General features: G+C 70.4%; 16 protein-coding genes and 1 pseudogene. 6 read left to right on the top strand and 11 right to left on the bottom strand.

Going from position 1 to position 16,579, the window contains the following annotated elements:
• Positions 1 to 33 precede the first annotated feature (33 nt).
• The 3 genes from ACFWP7_RS08525 to ACFWP7_RS08515 are packed head-to-tail and all read right to left on the bottom strand — an operon-like array spanning position 34 to position 2,889.
• The gene (locus ACFWP7_RS08525) at positions 34 to 1,761 is read right to left on the bottom strand and encodes a cation acetate symporter (RefSeq protein WP_384378065.1); all 1,728 of its coding nucleotides are present in this window, start codon (positions 1,759 to 1,761) and stop codon (positions 34 to 36) included.
• A gap of 2 nt (positions 1,762 to 1,763) precedes the next feature.
• The gene (locus tag ACFWP7_RS08520) at positions 1,764 to 2,123 is read right to left on the bottom strand and encodes a hypothetical protein (RefSeq protein ID WP_384378062.1); all 360 of its coding nucleotides are present in this window, start codon (positions 2,121 to 2,123) and stop codon (positions 1,764 to 1,766) included.
• 10 nt (positions 2,124 to 2,133) lie between these two features.
• On the bottom strand, positions 2,134 to 2,889 hold the full coding sequence (locus ACFWP7_RS08515) for a LytR/AlgR family response regulator transcription factor (protein ID WP_384378059.1): 756 nt from the start codon (positions 2,887 to 2,889) through the stop codon (positions 2,134 to 2,136).
• 191 nt (positions 2,890 to 3,080) lie between these two features.
• Between ACFWP7_RS08515 and ACFWP7_RS08510 the strand changes: the two genes are divergently transcribed.
• The 5 genes from ACFWP7_RS08510 to ACFWP7_RS08490 all read left to right on the top strand — a co-directional run bounded on the left by ACFWP7_RS08510 (position 3,081) and on the right by ACFWP7_RS08490 (position 8,230).
• Positions 3,081 to 3,584 carry an Lrp/AsnC family transcriptional regulator gene (locus ACFWP7_RS08510; RefSeq protein WP_384378056.1) on the top strand — a complete coding sequence of 168 codons (504 nt, stop codon included), beginning with the start codon at positions 3,081 to 3,083 and terminating at the stop codon, positions 3,582 to 3,584.
• 135 nt (positions 3,585 to 3,719) lie between these two features.
• Positions 3,720 to 4,568 (top strand): dimethylargininase, encoded by an 849-nt coding sequence (gene ddaH / locus ACFWP7_RS08505; RefSeq protein WP_384378053.1) that lies wholly within the window; start codon positions 3,720 to 3,722, stop codon positions 4,566 to 4,568.
• The gene (gene rocD / locus ACFWP7_RS08500) at positions 4,565 to 5,800 is read left to right on the top strand and encodes an ornithine--oxo-acid transaminase (protein ID WP_384378050.1); all 1,236 of its coding nucleotides are present in this window, start codon (positions 4,565 to 4,567) and stop codon (positions 5,798 to 5,800) included. Before ddaH ends, rocD begins: the two co-directional genes overlap by 4 nt.
• A 608-nt stretch (positions 5,801 to 6,408) precedes the next feature.
• On the top strand, positions 6,409 to 7,134 hold the full coding sequence (locus ACFWP7_RS08495) for a lysophospholipid acyltransferase family protein (RefSeq protein WP_384378047.1): 726 nt from the start codon (positions 6,409 to 6,411) through the stop codon (positions 7,132 to 7,134).
• Positions 7,135 to 7,216: 82 nt separating this feature from the next.
• A complete protein-coding gene (locus ACFWP7_RS08490; RefSeq protein ID WP_384378251.1) occupies positions 7,217 to 8,230 on the top strand; it encodes an NAD-dependent epimerase/dehydratase family protein in 1,014 nt (337 codons plus the stop codon).
• Between the two features lie 66 nt (positions 8,231 to 8,296).
• Here the strand turns inward: ACFWP7_RS08490 and ACFWP7_RS08485 are convergent, their stop codons facing one another.
• From ACFWP7_RS08485 to ACFWP7_RS08450, 8 genes are all read right to left on the bottom strand, one after another.
• Positions 8,297 to 9,892, bottom strand: a complete 1,596-nt coding sequence (locus ACFWP7_RS08485) for an alpha/beta hydrolase (RefSeq protein ID WP_384378044.1) — start codon at positions 9,890 to 9,892, stop codon at positions 8,297 to 8,299.
• A gap of 138 nt (positions 9,893 to 10,030) precedes the next feature.
• Positions 10,031 to 10,795 carry an urease accessory protein UreD gene (locus tag ACFWP7_RS08480; RefSeq protein ID WP_384378041.1) on the bottom strand — a complete coding sequence of 255 codons (765 nt, stop codon included), beginning with the start codon at positions 10,793 to 10,795 and terminating at the stop codon, positions 10,031 to 10,033.
• Positions 10,792 to 11,469: an urease accessory protein UreG gene (ureG, locus tag ACFWP7_RS08475; RefSeq protein WP_384378038.1), complete on the bottom strand. Its 678-nt coding sequence runs from the start codon at positions 11,467 to 11,469 to the stop codon at positions 10,792 to 10,794. Before ureG ends, ACFWP7_RS08480 begins: the two co-directional genes overlap by 4 nt.
• A 146-nt stretch (positions 11,470 to 11,615) precedes the next feature.
• Positions 11,616 to 12,290 (bottom strand): urease accessory protein UreF, encoded by a 675-nt coding sequence (locus ACFWP7_RS08470; RefSeq protein ID WP_384378035.1) that lies wholly within the window; start codon positions 12,288 to 12,290, stop codon positions 11,616 to 11,618.
• Positions 12,290 to 14,011: an urease subunit alpha gene (locus tag ACFWP7_RS08465; protein ID WP_384378033.1), complete on the bottom strand. Its 1,722-nt coding sequence runs from the start codon at positions 14,009 to 14,011 to the stop codon at positions 12,290 to 12,292. Before ACFWP7_RS08465 ends, ACFWP7_RS08470 begins: the two co-directional genes overlap by 1 nt.
• Positions 14,004 to 14,315, bottom strand: coding sequence for an urease subunit beta (locus ACFWP7_RS08460; RefSeq protein ID WP_266580711.1), 312 nt, complete (start codon positions 14,313 to 14,315; stop codon positions 14,004 to 14,006). Before ACFWP7_RS08460 ends, ACFWP7_RS08465 begins: the two co-directional genes overlap by 8 nt.
• A gap of 15 nt (positions 14,316 to 14,330) precedes the next feature.
• Positions 14,331 to 14,633 carry an urease subunit gamma gene (locus tag ACFWP7_RS08455; RefSeq protein WP_384378030.1) on the bottom strand — a complete coding sequence of 101 codons (303 nt, stop codon included), beginning with the start codon at positions 14,631 to 14,633 and terminating at the stop codon, positions 14,331 to 14,333.
• Between the two features lie 405 nt (positions 14,634 to 15,038).
• Complete coding sequence (locus ACFWP7_RS08450; protein WP_384378027.1) at positions 15,039 to 15,404, bottom strand: TetR/AcrR family transcriptional regulator; 366 nt, start codon at positions 15,402 to 15,404, stop codon at positions 15,039 to 15,041.
• A gap of 126 nt (positions 15,405 to 15,530) precedes the next feature.
• Between ACFWP7_RS08450 and ACFWP7_RS08445 the strand changes: the two are divergent.
• Positions 15,531 to 16,479, top strand: a pseudogene (locus ACFWP7_RS08445) (ABC transporter permease); the annotation flags it as partial.
• Between the last annotated feature and the right edge of the window lie 100 nt (positions 16,480 to 16,579).

Genomic DNA, 16,579 nt, shown 5'->3' with positions numbered 1-16,579 from the left:
TGACCTCCGCGCGTCCGTGGCACTTCCGCGCCCTCATGCTTTGGCCTCCGTGCGCACGTGGTCCCCGGCCAGTTCCTCCGGCAGGTGGAAGCGCGCCAGGATCGCCGCCGTGCCCGCCGGCACCCGTCCGGCCGTGGCCAGCGACACCAGCACCATGGTCACGAACCCCAGGGGCACCGACCACAGGGCGGGCCAGGCGAGGAGGGCGTGCAGGGAGCCCGTGCCCGGATAGCCCGCCATGGTCGCGCCGACGGCGACGAGCGCGGAGCCGCCGCCGACCAGCATCCCGGCGGCCGCGCCCGGCGGGGTGAGCCGCCGCCACCAGATGCCGAGGACGAGCAGCGGACAGAACGACGACGCGGACACGGCGAAGGCGAGCCCGACGGCGTCGGCGACCGGCAGTCCGCCCACGAGCATGCTCGCCGCGGCGGGCACCGCCATGGCGAGCACGGTGCCCAGCCTGAAGTGCCGGACCCCGCGCGAGGGCAGCACGTCCTGGGTGAGCACACCCGCCACCGCCATGGTCAGTCCGGACGCGGTCGACAGGAACGCCGCGAAGGCCCCGCCCGCGACCAGCGCGCCAAGCAGGTCGCCGCCGACTCCTCCGATCATCCGGTCGGGCAGCAGCAGTACGGTGGCGTCCGCGTCGCCGGTGAGGCTGAGCTCGGGGGCGTACAGCCTGCCCAGCGCGCCGTAGAGGGGCGGGAGGAGGTAGAAGGCACCGATCAGGCCCAGTACGACGACCGTGGTGCGGCGGGCGGCAACACCGTGCGGGCTGGTGTAGAAGCGGACGACCACGTGCGGCAGTCCCATCGTGCCGAGGAAGGTGGCGAGGATCAGTCCGTACGTGGCGTACAGCGGGCGTTCCTCGCGGCCCGCCGCCAGCGAGGTCGACATGCCGATGTTGCTGTCGCGTTCGGCCACCGGGACCGGGTCGCCCTTGGTGAAGGTGAGCCGGGTGCCGCGCTCGAAGTGGTGGACGCCCGCGGGGAGTGCGACGCTCTCGTCCTCGTACCGGTGGCCGTCGACGGTACCCGTCGTCGTGACGCGAAGCGGCCGCGAGAGCTTCAGGTCGAGGCTGTCGTCGACGCGGACGACGCTCTGCTCGCGGAAGGCCGCCGGTTCGTCGAAGGCGTCGCGCGGGGCGCCGTCACTCTGCCAGGCGAGGACGAGGAAGAGCGCGGGGACCAGCAGGGCGGTGAGCTTCAGCCAGTACTGGAAGGCCTGTACGAAGGTGATGCTCCGCATGCCGCCCGCGGCGACGGTGACAACCACGACGACGGCGACGAGCACCCCGCCGAACCAGTCGGGCGCGTCGGTCAGCACGGCCAACGTCAGCCCCGCGCCCTGCAGTTGGGGCAGTAGATACAGCCAGCCGACGCCGACGACGAAGACACTGGCGAGGCGTCGCACGGCCTGCGAGCCGAGCCGCGCCTCGGCGAAGTCGGGCAGGGTGTACGCGCCGGAGCGGCGCAGCGGGGCGGCTATGAAGAGCAGCAGGACGAGATAGCCGGCTGTGTAGCCGACGGGGTACCAGAGCATGTCCGGGCCCTGGACGAGCACCAGGCCCGCGATGCCGAGGAAGGAGGCGGCGGAGAGGTACTCGCCGCTGATCGCGGCCGCGTTGAGCCGTGGACCCACGGTGCGCGAGGCGACGTAGAAGTCGGAGGTGGTCCGGGAGATGCGCAGGCCGAACGCGCCGACCAGGACGGTCGCCACGACCACCAGGGCGACCGCGGGGACGGCGTAGTTCTGGTCCACGTTCAGCGGTCCTCGACCAGGCGCACGAAGTCCTTCTCGTTGCGTTCGGCGCGGCGCACGTACCAGCGGGCGAGCAGGACCAGCGGCGGGTACACACCGAATCCGAGCACGGCCCACTCCAGGCTCGCGCCGTCCGGCATCGCTGCGAACACGAGGGGCAGCGGTCCGACGAACAGGACGAGGACGGCCAGCACCATCAGGGCGGCCCGGAGTTGGCTGCGCATCAGGGAGCGGACGTAGGTGTGGCCGAGCGTGGTCTGTTCGTCGATCTCGGTTCTGGGCCGGTAGTAGCCGGACGTCCTGCGGGTACGGCGGGGCGCACCGGTGACCGTGACGCGGCGTTCGGTCGGATCCTGCGGCACACCGTCCTCCTCAGCTCGTGGTCCGGCGCAGCAGCAGGTCGCGCAGTTCGCGGGTGTGACGGCGGCTGACCTGGAGTTCGACGGAGTCCACGAGGACGCTCACCGTACCCGCGTCCAGACGGAGCTCGGCGATGTGGCTCAGCGCGACGAGATGGCGACGGTGGATCCGGACGAAGCCGCGGGAGCGCCAGCGCTCTTCGAGGGTGGACAGCGGGATCCGTACAAGGTGGTTGCCCTGGGCCGTGTGCAGGCGGGCGTAGTCGCCGTGCGCCTCGACGTGCGTGATGTCCTCGACGGCCACGAAGCGGGTCACCCCGCCGAGCTCGACGGATATGTGGTCCGGGTCGGGTTCGTGCACCGGAATCAGCGGGGCCGCGTCCATGAGCTGCGCGGCCCGGCGTACGGCCTCGGCGAGGCGTTCTCGGCGTACGGGCTTCAGCACGTAGTCGACGGCCTTGAGGTCGAAGGCCTGGACGGCGAATCCCTCGTGGGCGGTGACGAACACGACGAGCGGCGGATCGGCGAACCCGGTGAGCAGCCGGGCCAGGTCGAGGCCGTCGAGCCCGGGCATGTTGATGTCGAGGAAGACGACGTCGATCGCCTCAGGGCCGTCGGGACCGGACTCCAGTGCCCGGTTGATCCGGCGCAGGGCCGCGGTCGCGTCGCTCGCGCCCTCGGCACTGGAGACCCGAGGATCGGCGTTCAGCAGATACAGGAGTTCCTCGAGGGACGGTTGTTCGTCGTCGACGGCGAGGGCGCGCAGCATGAAGGTGGAGTGTAGGAGGTATTTCCACGTCTGGACACGTTCGGGACGTGGGCCTTGTCGCTGGACGGGCGTGCGCCCTGCCGCCGGGCGATCGTGGGCGCGGCCGCTGGAGGCGCGTGGGGCCGCCGCGGGAGCCGGTTGGGGGTTGTCGCCGCACGGGCCTGGGAGCTCTCGCTGGATACAGTGCCGCCATGAGCAGCAAGCCCGCGATGTTCGACGATCTCGACCGCAAGATCATCACCGCGCTGATGGCGAACGCGAGGACCAGTTTCGCGGAGATCGGCGCGGCGATCGGGCTCTCGGCCACGGCGGTCAAGCGCCGGGTGGACCGGCTGCGCGAGACCGGCGTGATCACCGGGTTCACGGCCACGGTGAAGCCGGCGGCGCTCGGCTGGCGTACGGAGGCGTACGTCGAGGTGTACTGCGAGGGCGCCGCCCCGCCCCGGCGAATCGCGGAGGTCGTGCGCAACTATCCCGAGATCGCCGCGGCCATGACGGTGACCGGCGGCGCGGACGCGCTGCTGCACGTACGGGCGACCGATGTGGAGCACTTCGAGGAGGTGCTGGAGCGGATCCGGGCCGAGCCGTTCATCCGGAAGACGATCAGCTACATGGTGCTGTCCCATCTGCTGCCGGAGGCACCGGAGGCAGGGGCGACCCACGCCGCTCCGGAGGACGCAGCAACCATGCGCTGAGGCGTCCCAAGACGCAGCAATCCTGCGCAGACACGCAGCCCTCGTCGCTTGTCGCGCGTATCCCCCGTTTCTTACCGTGGAGACACCCTCAGTCATCACCCCGTCACCACCGCAGGAAAGCGGAGGAATCTCTCTGTGCCTGACAGCCGTGTGCCGCGTCTTCGGCGCTTTCTCGTCTGCGAACCCAGACACTTCGCCGTGCAGTACGCGATCAATCCCTGGATGCACCCGGACACACCCGTGGACGTGGACCTCGCCCAGGACCAGTGGCAGGCGCTGATCCGCGCCTATCGCACCCACGGTCACACCGTCGACGCCGTCGATCCGGTGGCGGACCTGCCGGACATGGTGTTCGCGGCGAACTCCGCGCTCGTCCTGGCCGGCCGTGTCTTCGGCTCGTACTTCCACGCGCCCCAGCGGCGCCCCGAGTCCACCGCGTACGAGACCTGGTTCAAGTCGGCCGGTTTCGACGTCTACCGCTCCGAGTCGGTGTGCGAGGGCGAGGGCGATCTGATCCCGGTGAGCCTCCCCCACTCTCGGCTTCGCTCGAGCGAGGGGACCCCCATCGTCCTGGCCGGCACCGGGTTCCGTACGACCCGCGAGGCCCATCACGAAGTGCAGGAGTTCTTCGGCGTCCCGGTGATCGGCCTCAAGCTGGTGGATCCGCTCTTCTACCACCTCGACACCGCGCTGTTCGTGCTGGACGACGAGAACATCTGCTACTACCCGGAGGCGTTCTCGCCCGGCAGCCGGGAGGTGCTCGCGCGCCTCTTCCCCGACGCGGTGCTCGCCACCCGCGAAGACGCCATGGCCTGGGGTCTCAACTCCGTCTCGGACGGCCGTCACGTCTTCGTCTCGCCGTACGCCGAGGCGCTCGCCGGCAGGCTCGCGGACCACGGCTACGTCCCTGTCCCCGTCGACCTCTCGGAGTTCCACAAGGCCGGCGGCGGCATCAAGTGCTGCACTCAGGAGATCCGCTCATGACCGCTCCCGCGCTCACGCTCACGTCCGAGGAACTGATCCGCGCCGAGGCGCCCGTCCTCGCGCACAACTACCACCCGCTGCCCGTGGTCGTCGCCCGCGCGGAGGGCACCTGGGTCGAGGACGTCGAGGGCCGCCGCTATCTCGACATGCTGGCGGGCTATTCGGCCCTCAACTTCGGCCACCGCAACCCGGTGCTGATCGAGGCCGCACACCGCCAGCTCGACCGGCTGACGCTCACCTCGCGCGCCTTCCACAACGACCGGCTCGCCGAGTTCGCCCGGTCGCTGGCCGAGTTGACGGGCCTGGACATGGTGCTGCCCATGAACACCGGCGCCGAGGCGGTGGAGAGCGCCGTCAAGGTGGCCCGCAAGTGGGCGTACGAGGTGAAGGGCGTCGCAGCAGACCGGGCGACGATCGTGGTGGCCGCCGACAACTTCCACGGCCGTACGACGACCATTGTCAGCTTCTCCACGGACGAGACGGCCCGTGCGGGCTTCGGGCCCTTCACGCCGGGTTTCCGGGTCGTCCCGTACAACGACCTCGCCGCGCTCGAAGCGGCCGTCGACGAGACGACGGCGGCCGTGCTGATCGAGCCCATCCAGGGCGAGGCGGGCGTCGTCATCCCGGCCGACGGCTACCTCACCGGGGTCCGCGAACTGACCCGCCGCAACGGCTGTCTGTTCATCGCGGACGAGATCCAGTCGGGCCTCGGCCGCACCGGCACCACCCTCGCCGTCGACCACGAGGCCGTCGTGCCGGACCTTCTCCTGCTCGGCAAGGCGCTCGGCGGCGGCATCGTGCCGGTCTCCGCGGTGGTCGGGCGCCGGGACGTGCTCGAAGTGCTGCGTCCCGGCGAGCACGGCTCGACGTTCGGCGGCAATCCGCTCGCCGCGGCGGTCGGTTCGGCGGTCGTGGAACTGCTGGAGACCGGCGAATTCCAGCGCAGGGCAGCCGAGTTGGGCGTACTCCTGCGGGACGGCCTGGACGCGCTCGTGGGCAGGGGCGTCGAGGGCTTCCGCTCGCGCGGCCTCTGGGCGGGCGTGGACATCGATCCCGCCATCGGCACGGGGCGTGAGATCAGTGAGGGCTTGATGCGCGAGGGGGTGCTGGTCAAGGACACGCACGGTTCGACGATCCGGCTGGCCCCGCCGCTGACCATCACCGGCGAGGAACTGCAATCGGCTCTCGGAGCGTTGGAGAGGGTCCTGACTCAGGGGGCGCGGCACGCCTGAGAGTGGCCGACGCAGCGCGGGGAGTGACGCCGGATCGACGACTGCCCGCGCTGTGTCGTCGAAGGGCCGGAAGAACGTTTGCCTCCCGCGCTCCGGGTCACCCGAAAAGTGCGTTCAACAGGCCTGTTAACGAAGGCGCCGGATGGTTGGGTCCAACAGCTCCTGGCGCCGCCCCCGACCGATCGGCCGATCGCGCTCGTGGACACCCGCCGTCTCGCCGACTGCTCTCGAATGACCTGGCTCGGCGCTCCTCCAATCCCGGCAGGAGACCACAGCGCGCTCCACACCACCTCCGCGGCACTCCACGCGCCATGACATACCGTCAGGAAAGCAGCGGCCGGGAGTCGACACGGCTCGGCCGCGACAGCGGCCGGAAGTCGACACGGGCCGGCCGCGACAGCGGCCAGGAGTCAGCACGAGCCCGGCCGCGACAGCGGCCACGAACCGGCGCGAGCCCGGAGGTGAAGCGGCCGGGAGTCGTCACGGGCTCGGTCGGACGCAGTGCCATGGGGCCGCACCTGCCCATACACTGACACCTCACCGCACGCCTGCTGACCTGCTAGAACATGGCGCGGTTGAGCCGATCCGCCGGAGTGAGGAGCGCCCCGATGTTCTACTACGTGCTCAAATACGTGCTTCTGGGTCCGTTGCTGAGACTGGTCTTCCGGCCCCGGATCGAGGGCCTTGAGCACATCCCGTCATCGGGGCCGGCCATCGTCGCCGGCAACCATCTGTCCTTCGCGGACCACTTCCTGATGCCCGCGATCCTCAAGCGCCGCATCACCTTCCTCGCCAAGGCCGAGTACTTCACGGGCCCGGGCATCAGAGGTCGCCTGACCGCCGCCTTCTTCCGCAGCGCCGGGCAGATCCCCGTGGACCGCTCCGGCAAGGACGCGGGCCAGGCCGCGATCCGCGAGGGGCTCGGCGTGCTGAGCAAGGACGAACTGCTCGGCATCTACCCCGAGGGCACCCGCTCCCACGACGGCCGCCTCTACAAGGGCAAGGTCGGCGTGGCGGTGATGGCCCTGAAGGCCAAGGCACCCGTCATCCCCTGCGCGATGATCGGCACCTTCGAGGCCCAGCCGCCGGGCCGGAAGATCCCGAAGATCCACCCCGTCTCCATCCGCTTCGGCAAGCCTCTCGACTTCTCCCGCTACGCCGGGATGGAGAACGAGAAGGCCATCCTGCGCGCCATCACCGACGAGATCATGTACGCCATCCTCACCCTCTCCGAGCAGGAGTACGTCGACCGGTACGCCGCCGCCGTCAAGGCTGAGGAGGCCGCCGAGCGCGCGGAGAACGCCCGCAGGTTCCCGCGGCTGCCGCTGGGTTGAATGACCGGCCGTTGGTCGCCGAGCTCAGGAATCGACCCCACAGATCGTACGTCCTGTACATTTTATACGTATGAGACGTGCTGTGGTGATCGGAGCGACAGGGCAGATCGGGCGCACGGCGGTGGGCGCGCTCGTACGGGACGGCTGGGAGGTGACCGCCGCGTCGCGCGGCGGCGGCCGGGACGAGAGCTGGCCCGAGGAGGTGCGGCCCGCGTCCCTCGACCGGGACGACGACACGGCGCTCGCCGAGGTGATCGGGGGAGGCTGCGACGTGGTGGTCGATGTGGTCGCCTACGGGACGGGACACGCACGGCAGTTGACGGGTCTGGCCGATCGCGTCGGCTCGGCCGTGGTGATCTCCAGCGTGTCGGTGTACGAGGACGACAAGGGGCGCGGTTTCGACACCCAGTCCGCGCCGGACGGGTTCCCCGAGTACCCCGTGCCGATCCCGGAGGGCCTGCGCACCGTGCGCCCCGGCGACGACACGTACAGCACCCGGAAGGCAGCGCTGGAGCGCGAACTCCTCTTTTTGGGTGACCGGTTGCCGACGACCCTGTTGCGCGCGGGCGCCGTCCACGGCCCGTACAGCCGTACGCCCCGCGAGCTGTATGTCGTCAAACGCAACCTCGACGGCCGGCGTCGGCGGATCCTCGCCTTCGGTGGCGCGAGCCGCTTCCATCCAGCCGGCGTCCACAACATCGCGGAACTGATCCGCCTGGCGGCCGCGCGGCCGGGGTCACGTGTCCTCAACGCCTGCGACCCCGAGGCGCCCACGGTGGCGGAGATCGGCGCGGCGATCGACGCCGTGATGGGCGTCGAGACGGAGAGCGTTCTGGTGGACGGCCCGCCGCCCGCTCCGACCGTGGGTGACACGCCGTGGACCGTGCCTGCCCCCGTCGTCTGCGACATGTCCGCGGCCGAACGGGAGCTGGGCTACCGAGCGGTGGTGCGGTACGCCGAGTCGCTTCCGGAGACGGTCGCGTCGATCGAGCGCCAACTGGCCGGACGGGACTGGCGGAAGGCCTATCCCAGGATGTTCGAGGCGTACGGGGATCTCTTCGACTACGCGGCGGAGGATGCCTGGTCGGCGTCATGAGCGAGGGGCGGCCGGGGAACCGGCCGCCCCTCCTTTCATGCCTTCACGCCTTCATGCCTTCATACGTTACGGCTTGGGCGTGGCGTGCGGCGCGCACGTCACGTCGGCCGCGTCCGTCTTCCCGGTGAGCAGGTAGGTGTCCACCCGCGTGTTGATGCACGGGTTGACCAGCCCGGTCACGCCGTGCGAGCCCGCGTCCTTCTCGGTGATCAGGCGGGAGCCCTTGAAGCGCTTGTGCAGTTCGACGGCGCCCTCGTACGGGGTGGCGGCGTCATTCGTGGACTGCACGATCAGGACGGCCGGCAGACCCTTGCCGGTCTTGACGTCGACCGGCGTCTGCTGCTTGACCGGCCAGGTCGCGCACGGCAGGTTCATCCACGCATTGGCCCAGGTCATGAACGGGTAGTCCTTGTTGAGCAGCGTGTTGTCCTGGTCCCACTTCTTCCAACTGGTGGGCCACTTGGCGTCCGTGCACTCGACGGCCGTGTAGACGGCGTTGCCGTTCTCCGCGGAAGCGTTGCCCGCGGTGTCCGACAGGTCGGGGGCGGCCGCGTCGACGATCGCCTGGGTGTCACCTGCGACGTACTGGCTGAACACCGTGGCGACCGGCACCCACGAGGAGTCGTAGTACGGGGCGCTCTGGAAGAAGCCGATCAGCTCTGCGGGGCCGACGACCCCGCCGATCGGGTTCGCCTTGGCGGTGGCCCGCAGCTTCAACCACTGGTCCTGCACCTCGGCCTGGGTGTCACCGAGGTGGAAGGTCGCGTCGTTCTTGGCGACCCAGTCCTCCCAGTCCTTCCAGCGGCCCTCGAAGGCGACGTCCTGGCCGAGGTTGGCCTCGTACCAGATGTTCTCGCGCGACGGGTTGACGACACTGTCGACGACCATGCGACGGACATGCCCCGGGAAGAGCGTGCCGTAGACGGCGCCGAGGTACGTGCCGTACGAGACGCCCAGGAAGTTGAGCTTCTTCTCGCCGAGTGCGGCCCTGATGACGTCCAGGTCGCGCGCGGTGTTCGGCGTGGTCATCTGCGGCAGCATCTCGCCACTGCGCTCGGCGCAGCCGTCCGCGTACTCGGCGGCCAGCTTGCGCTGCGCGAGCTTGTCCGCCTCGGAGTCCGGGACGGGGTCGGCCTTGGGCGCCTTCACGAACTCCTGCGGGTCGATGCAGGAGATGGGCGCCGAGTGGCCGACACCGCGCGGGTCGAAGCCCACGAAGTCGTACGCCTTGGCCGTGTTCGCCCAGACCGGGTTCTTGTTGGTGACCCGCGTCGGGAAGCGCAGGCCCGAGCCCCCGGGGCCGCCCGGGTTGTAGACGAGGGCGCCTTGGCGCTCCGCCGTCGTTCCCGTGTTCCCTATGCGGTCGACGGCGAGCTTGATCTGCTTGCCGTTCGGGTGGGCGTAGTCGAGCGGGACGGTGACCCAGCCGCACTGGATCGGCTTCGCGAGGGCCCAGTCGGCCGGGCAGTCCTGCCAGTCGATGCCGGCCTTGGCGGCCTTGGCCGCGGCGGTTGCCGCGCCGCGTGCCTCACGGTCCTGACCGCGGCCGGCGTCGGCGGTGGCCGACGGAGCCGCCACCGCTCCGGCTATCAAGGTCGCCGTGATGAGCGCTCCGGCCGAACCGAGCGCTGTCACCCGTTTCGTCGGTCTGATGCCCCTCAAGTGGGACCTCCCCGTACATTGTTGCGATTGGTACCTGGATCCTTTCGGCTGTGAGGTCTCTGAGAACAGATGCGACGGGGGTTTCTTTACCAATCCGATAACCGGTGAGGCCTGCCCCGTTGAGCGGAGAGACCCACGTCACAGGTCCTGGCTGAGTGAGTTCAGCACGTCGTCCAGCACCCGCCGCAGCCGCAGCGCGTCGGACGCCAGCGCGGTCACGAGCACAGCGGGCCCCGCAAGCGGCATGAGTGAGGCGTACTCGCCAAGGAGCCGCGCCTGCACCGGTACGTCCGCGAACTCCGGTCGTACGACGAGAAGTTGCCCGAGCGCGCGATGCCCCGCCAGGACGGCGGGACCGTCCCAGCCGCCGGGAGCGCCGGGTCCGCACGTCACCTCCTGGTCCAGCAGCGCCTGTCCGCCGAGCCGCACGGTGAGCCGGCTGCTGAGCCGCCCGGGTTCCTCACCCGCGCGGCCGAGTACCTGCTCCTCCCGGAAGACCAGTCGGGCGCCCGCCGCCAACTCGATGCGCGAGGAGACGTACAGATCGCTCCCGTTGGCGGAGATCAACTGCTCGGGCAGCCAGCACAGTTCACCCCCGTCGGCGACCTTCAGTCGTACGTCGTAGCGCGACTCGCCCTTGGCCTGCCCCGGCAGGGCGATGGTGGCGGCCGCCGACCCGATGTGCAGCCGGGCACCTTCGGCGGCCGCCGCCTCCACGGTGAAGTGGTCCCCGCCCAGCGGACCGCTCATCGCGCCGACCAGCATGACCCGCGCCTCGGATCCAACCCCCCGGGTGCGTCGCAGCGCGAGCGGCCCGTCCCCCTCAAGGACCGGCAGAGAGGTACCGCCCCGGCCGTCGTCCCGCGCCGCGATCCGTGCGGTCGCCCGGACCCCTGCCGTCATGCCGTCCACGCGGCGAGCTGCTCCCGCACCCACGCGGCGACGTCCGTGACCCCGCTCTCGGCACGCAACGACTGGAACACCACCGGAAGTTCGGCCCGCTGGGCCTTCGCGTCGGCTGCCATCCGCCCCAGATCCGAGCCGACGTACGGCGCGAGGTCCGTCTTGTTGACGACCAGCAGGTCCGCGGTGGTCACCCCGGGCCCGCCCTTGCGCGGGATGTCGTCCCCGCCCGCCACGTCGATCACGAAGATCTGTGCGTCGACCAGCCCCTTGGAGAAGGTCGCGGTGAGATTGTCACCCCCGGACTCGACCAGGATGAGATCCAGCGGCCCGACCTCGTCCTCCAGATCCTCGACCGCCTCGAGGTTGGCGGAGATGTCGTCCCGGATGGCGGTGTGCGGGCAGGCCCCGGTCTCGACAGCCGTGATCCGCTCCGGCGGCAACACCGCTTCCCGCAGCAGGAACTCGGCGTCCTCCCGCGTGTAGATGTCGTTCGTGACGACAGCGAGGGACAACTCCGCGCGCAACGCCCGACAGAGCGCGGCAACGGTCGCGGTCTTCCCGGACCCGACAGGCCCGCCGAGCCCGATACGAAGGGCACGGCGACTGCCGTCGGGGCGGTGGGCGTCGGCGCTGAGGGCGGCGGGCCCGTCGTGGGAGTGGTCGAGGTGCATGGTGGCGGCTCCAGATTCAGGGCTCGGCCGGAGATCCTTCAGCCCGTCCGGCGTGTGAGGACGAGGCCGTTCAGGCCGATGCGGGGGTCTGGGGGCGGCAGCCCCCAGGTTCGGGACGGGTAGGGGCGGAGGGGGCGAAATAACTACTACGACGCGAACAGACGTACAGGCCAAGCCGCATGCGCCTCCGCACTGATCTCCAGCAGCGGGGCCGAGGCGGCAGGCAGCGCATCCACCCCATCGGCAAGAACGCGACGAGCGGCATCGGTCGCCTGACCAGCCACCAGATCCAGCTCCGGCGCAAGCCGGGCCAGCGCCCCGGTGGCGTCGAACGGGTCCAGGCTCAGCAACCGCACCGTCGCCGTCGCCGGCCCACTGACCGCCTCGTACACGGAGCAGTACGCGGCGTCATCGGGCCCGAGCCCGGCGGCCCGCGCCGCCAGCCCCAGCACCACCGGCTGATGCGCCCCCTTGGGAAACTCCCGTGCCAGCGCGTCGAGTTCGGCGGACGGCCACGTCGCCCGGGCCGCCCGCATCAGCTGCCGCCCGAGCCGACGCGCGACGGCACGCAAGGCGGGCGACGGCGTACGGGCGTCCGCGGCCGAGTCCAACGACACCGGGTCGACCCCGATCGCGGCGGCCGCGGCGAGCGAGGCCGACACGAGCCCCGCCGTGTGCAACCGCCCCCGGCAGAAGTCCTCAAGACTCGCCGCACCGGTGATGCGCCCGGCCTTGACGGCTGCCTCGGCCCCGCCGGAGTGCGCGTGCCCCCCGGCGGGAAAGCGGCCGTCGGCCAGGACGAGAAGCGCTGCCCTGGACATCAGAAGAGGAAGTAACGCTGGGCCATGGGCAGTTCGGCGGCCGGAGTCGCCTCGACCAGCTCCCCGTCGATGCGCACGGCGAAGCTGTCCGGGTCGATCTGGACGCGTGGCCGCGCGTCGTTCTCGCGCATGTCCGCCTTGGTGACCGCCCGCGTCGACTCGATGGCGACGAAGCGCTTGCCGAGCGAGAGGCGCTCAGGCAGTCCGTCCTCGATGGCGAGCGGGGCGACGAAGTTGAACGAGTTGGACGCCGGTGCCCGCCCGATCGCCCCGAACATCGGGCGCGGCAGAATCGGCTGCGGTGTCGGGATGGACGCGTTGGCGTCGCCCATCTGCGCATACGCGATCTGGCCACCCTTGATCACGAGGTGCGGCTTGACCCCGAAGAACGCGGGCTCCCACAGCACGAGGTCGGCGAGTTTGCCGGTCTCGACCGAGCCGATCTCGCGGGCGAGACCCTGTGCGAGCGCCGGGTTGATCGTGTACTTGGCGACATAGCGACGTACCCGGTGGTTGTCCGCACGGCCGTCACCGGGGAGAGACCCGCGGCGCCGCTTCATCACGTGCGCCGTCTGCCAGGTCCGCATGATGACCTCGCCCACCCGGCCCATCGCCTGGGCGTCCGAGGAGATGATCGAGATGGCGCCGAGGTCGTGCAGGATGTCCTCGGCGCCGATCGTCGAGGGCCGGATCCGGGACTCGGCGAAGGCCAGGTCCTCGGGCACCGCCGCGTTCAGGTGGTGGCACACCATCAGCATGTCGAGGTGTTCCTCGGCGGTGTTGACGGTGTAGGGGCGGGTCGGGTTGGTGGAGCTGGGCAGCACGTGCGGTTCGGAGACCACGGTCATGATGTCGGGCGCGTGCCCGCCGCCGGCGCCCTCGGTGTGGTACGCGTGGATGCCGCGTCCGGCGATGGCGGCGAGGGTGTCACCGACGAAGCCGGCCTCGTTCAGCGTGTCCGTGTGGATGGCGACCTGGATACCGGTCCGGTCGGCGACGGTCAGCGCGGCGTCGATGGCGGCGGGTGTGGACCCCCAGTCCTCGTGGATCTTGAGGCCGAGCGCTCCGCCGCGGATCTGCGACATCATCGCCTCACGCGAGACGGTGTTGCCCTTGCCGAGCAGACCGAAGTTGAGCGGGTACCCCTCCATCGCCTCCAGCATCCGCGCCAGATGCCAGGGGCCGGGAGTGACCGTCGTCGCCTTCGATCCCTCGGCCGGACCTGTGCCACCGCCGACGAGCGTGGTGACGCCGGATGCCAGCGCCTCGTCGGCGATCTGCGGACAGATCAGGTGCACGTGCGCGTCGACGGCGCCCGCGGTCACGATCCGCCCGTTGCCCGCAATGATCTCGGTCTCGGGTCCGATGACCAGGTCGGGGTGCACGCCGTCCATGGTGTCCGGGTTGCCCGCCTTGCCGATGCCGGTGATCCGGCCGTCGCGCATGCCGAGGTCGGCCTTGACGATCCCCCAGTGATCGACGATCACCACACCCGTGATGACCGTGTCCGGGGTGCCGTCTGCGCGCGTAGCGCGCGACTGACCCATGGATTCGCGGATGACCTTGCCACCGCCGAACACCGCCTCGTCACCGGCGAGTCCAGGACCGCCGCTGCGATCCTCCTCGATCTCGATCAGCAGGTCGGTGTCGGCGAGCCGGATGCGGTCGCCGGTGGTCGGGCCGAACAGATCGGCGTACGCGGCACGTGAGATCTCAGGCATCGAGGGCACCTCCGGTCTCGCCGCGCAGTCCGGGCACCACGCGGGCACCGGCGAGCGGAACGAGTTCGACGTCGACGGGGATCCCGGGCTCGAAGCGCACGGCGGTGCCGGCGGCGACGTTCAGCCGCTTGCCGCGCGCGGCGGCGCGGTCGAAGTCCAGACCGGGGTTGGCCTCGGCGAAGTGGTAGTGGGAGCCGACCTGGACGGGCCGGTCGGCGGCGTTGAGGACGGTCAGCCGGGTGACCTCACGGCCTTCGTTGAAGGCGACGGGTCCGTCGGCGAACAGGATCTCTCCGGGAATCATGGCTCTCGCTCCCCGTCAGACGATCGGATCGTGGACGGTGACGAGCTTGGTGCCGTCCGGGAAGGTCGCCTCGACCTGGACGTCGTGGATCATCTCGGGGATACCGTCCATGACGTCGGCCCGGGTGAGGACCTTGCGTCCGGAGGACATCAGTTCGGCGACGGTACGGCCGTCACGCGCGCCTTCGAGGATGTGCGACGTAATGAGCGCGACGGACTCGGGATGGTTCAGTTTCAGCCCACGGGCCCGGCGCTTCTCGGCCACGTCGGCGGCCACATGGATCAGCAGCCTCTCTTGCTCGTGCGGGGTCAGTTGCACGGCGTCCCACCTCACAGTCCTCGCTCCGGACCGTGCGGGGCCCGGTGTCCGCAGCCACCAAAACCCCTGGTGGCGTGGATGGGCAGGCTAGTTGGATGGCGTTTCAACGACGTTAACCAGCCTTTGATCCATCCGTGACCGCGGAGGGGTCCATCCGTGACCGTGAGAAGGCCCCTCCGGTGACCACGAGAAGGCTCCCCCGGTGACCAATGCGGAGGCTCCCTCAGCGGCCAGGACCGATCCGCTCACGACCTCGGGCCGGGTTCCCCCATGCTCATGAGACCCCGCAGACCGTCCTACAGCGTCGAGACGGGCATGCGCCGAAAAGGGCCATCTGCGCCAGGTACCCCTGAGCCGGCGCGATCATGATGCGCGCGACGCTCTCGGGCGCCACGTCGTCCCGCATCATGCCCGCGTCCTGATAGGCCTCGACCACCTTGATCCATTCCCCTCTGACCTTGGCGTACCCGTCGTTGATGACCGTCGACAAGTGGTCGTTGCGTTGCGCAGGGTTTCGGCCCAGACCTGGATGATCAGCCGGGGGAGGATCGACGCCCCCTCGTCGGTCAGACCCGGCCTCTTGTCCAGCATCTTGGTCAGGACCCACCCCACGAGCACATCGGGCGGTGGCGGCGGGCTCTGCGGGGCGCCCTCCTCGAACGTGTCACAAACCTCGTCGAGTACCTCGGTGACGATGGCGCCGATCAGCTCCTCCTTGCCGCTGAAGCAGCGGTATACGGCCCCGGCCGAGAGGTCGACCTCCTTCGGCACGTCCTGCATCGAAGAGCATTCCTAAAACGAACGATCCTTCTTTTACTCGTACCGCTCGCCACAAGGGAGACCTCCCATGTCCTCCGCCCCCACTCCCCCTGCCGCTCCCCCTGCCGACGCCGCAACATGGCCGCCGTGATGGTGCTGATCCCTGTGCTGGTGGCACTCGCGCTCTGGGCCTTCGCGTGGCCCGCCGCCCGTACCGCACCCCGCGACCTGCCTCTGGGGGTGGCTGGTCCGGCGACCGCGACCGCGCCGATCGAGAAGCAACTGGTCCAGCAGGACGGCGCCTTCGAGATCCACCACTACGCCGACGAGGCCGCCGCCCGGGACGTCGTCGAGGGCCGGACCGTATACGGCGCGATCGTCGCCACCGCTCAGGGACCCAAGCTGTTGGCCGCGTCCGCGGCGAGCCCGCTCGTCGCCCAGCTGCTCCAGCAAGCGGTGGCCGGACAGGCCCCGGAGGGCACGAGCGCCACCACCGTCGACGTGGTCCCCGCCCCGGCGGAAGATCCGCGAGGCACGGCGCTTGACCTTGAGCGTGCTCTCCAATGGGGCTGGCCGGGGTGGCCGCGGGATCCATCGTGACCCTGCTCGGGCTGCGCGGCCTCCGCGCCGTAGGCCCGCCGACCGGCTCCGCCGTCCTGGTCGGCCTGGTGACCGCCACGCTCACACACAGCTGGCTCGGTGTCCTCACCGGCAACTGGTGGGCCGAGGCCGGCGCGCTGAGTCTGTCGACGCTGGCCGTGAGTGGCGCCGTCGCCGGGCTCGCGGCGCTCGTCGGACCGCGCGGCATCGCGCTCGGCGCGTTTCTGGCCGTCCTGCTCGGCAACTCTTTCTCCGGCGCGTCCTCCGCCCAGGAGATGCTGCCCCGAGCCGGTCGGAACCATCGGCCAGTGGCTGCCGCCGGGCGCTGGTGCGTCACTCCTGCGCTCGGTGTCGTTCTTCAACGGCGCCGCCGCGACCGGGCCCGCGCTGACCCCTGGCCTGGTGGGCCACGCTCGGCCTGGGAGCGGTACTGCTGGGCGACATGCTCAAGCGACGTGGCTCGGCCACCATCGAGACGGTCACCGCGCGGGAGCCCGTGCTGGTGAACCGACAAGGGGTCGCGCGGTTGTCGGCCTGCTGCGGGGACGGACGCTCACCACGGGCTGTGCGGGGAGGAGTTGGCCGCG

The sequence above is a fragment of the Streptomyces sp. NPDC058470 genome, assembly GCF_042721055.1.
Taxonomy (GTDB): domain Bacteria; phylum Actinomycetota; class Actinomycetes; order Streptomycetales; family Streptomycetaceae; genus Streptomyces.
Note: the sequence above shows the minus strand (reverse complement) of the source record. Positions and strands in the feature narration are given on the sequence as shown.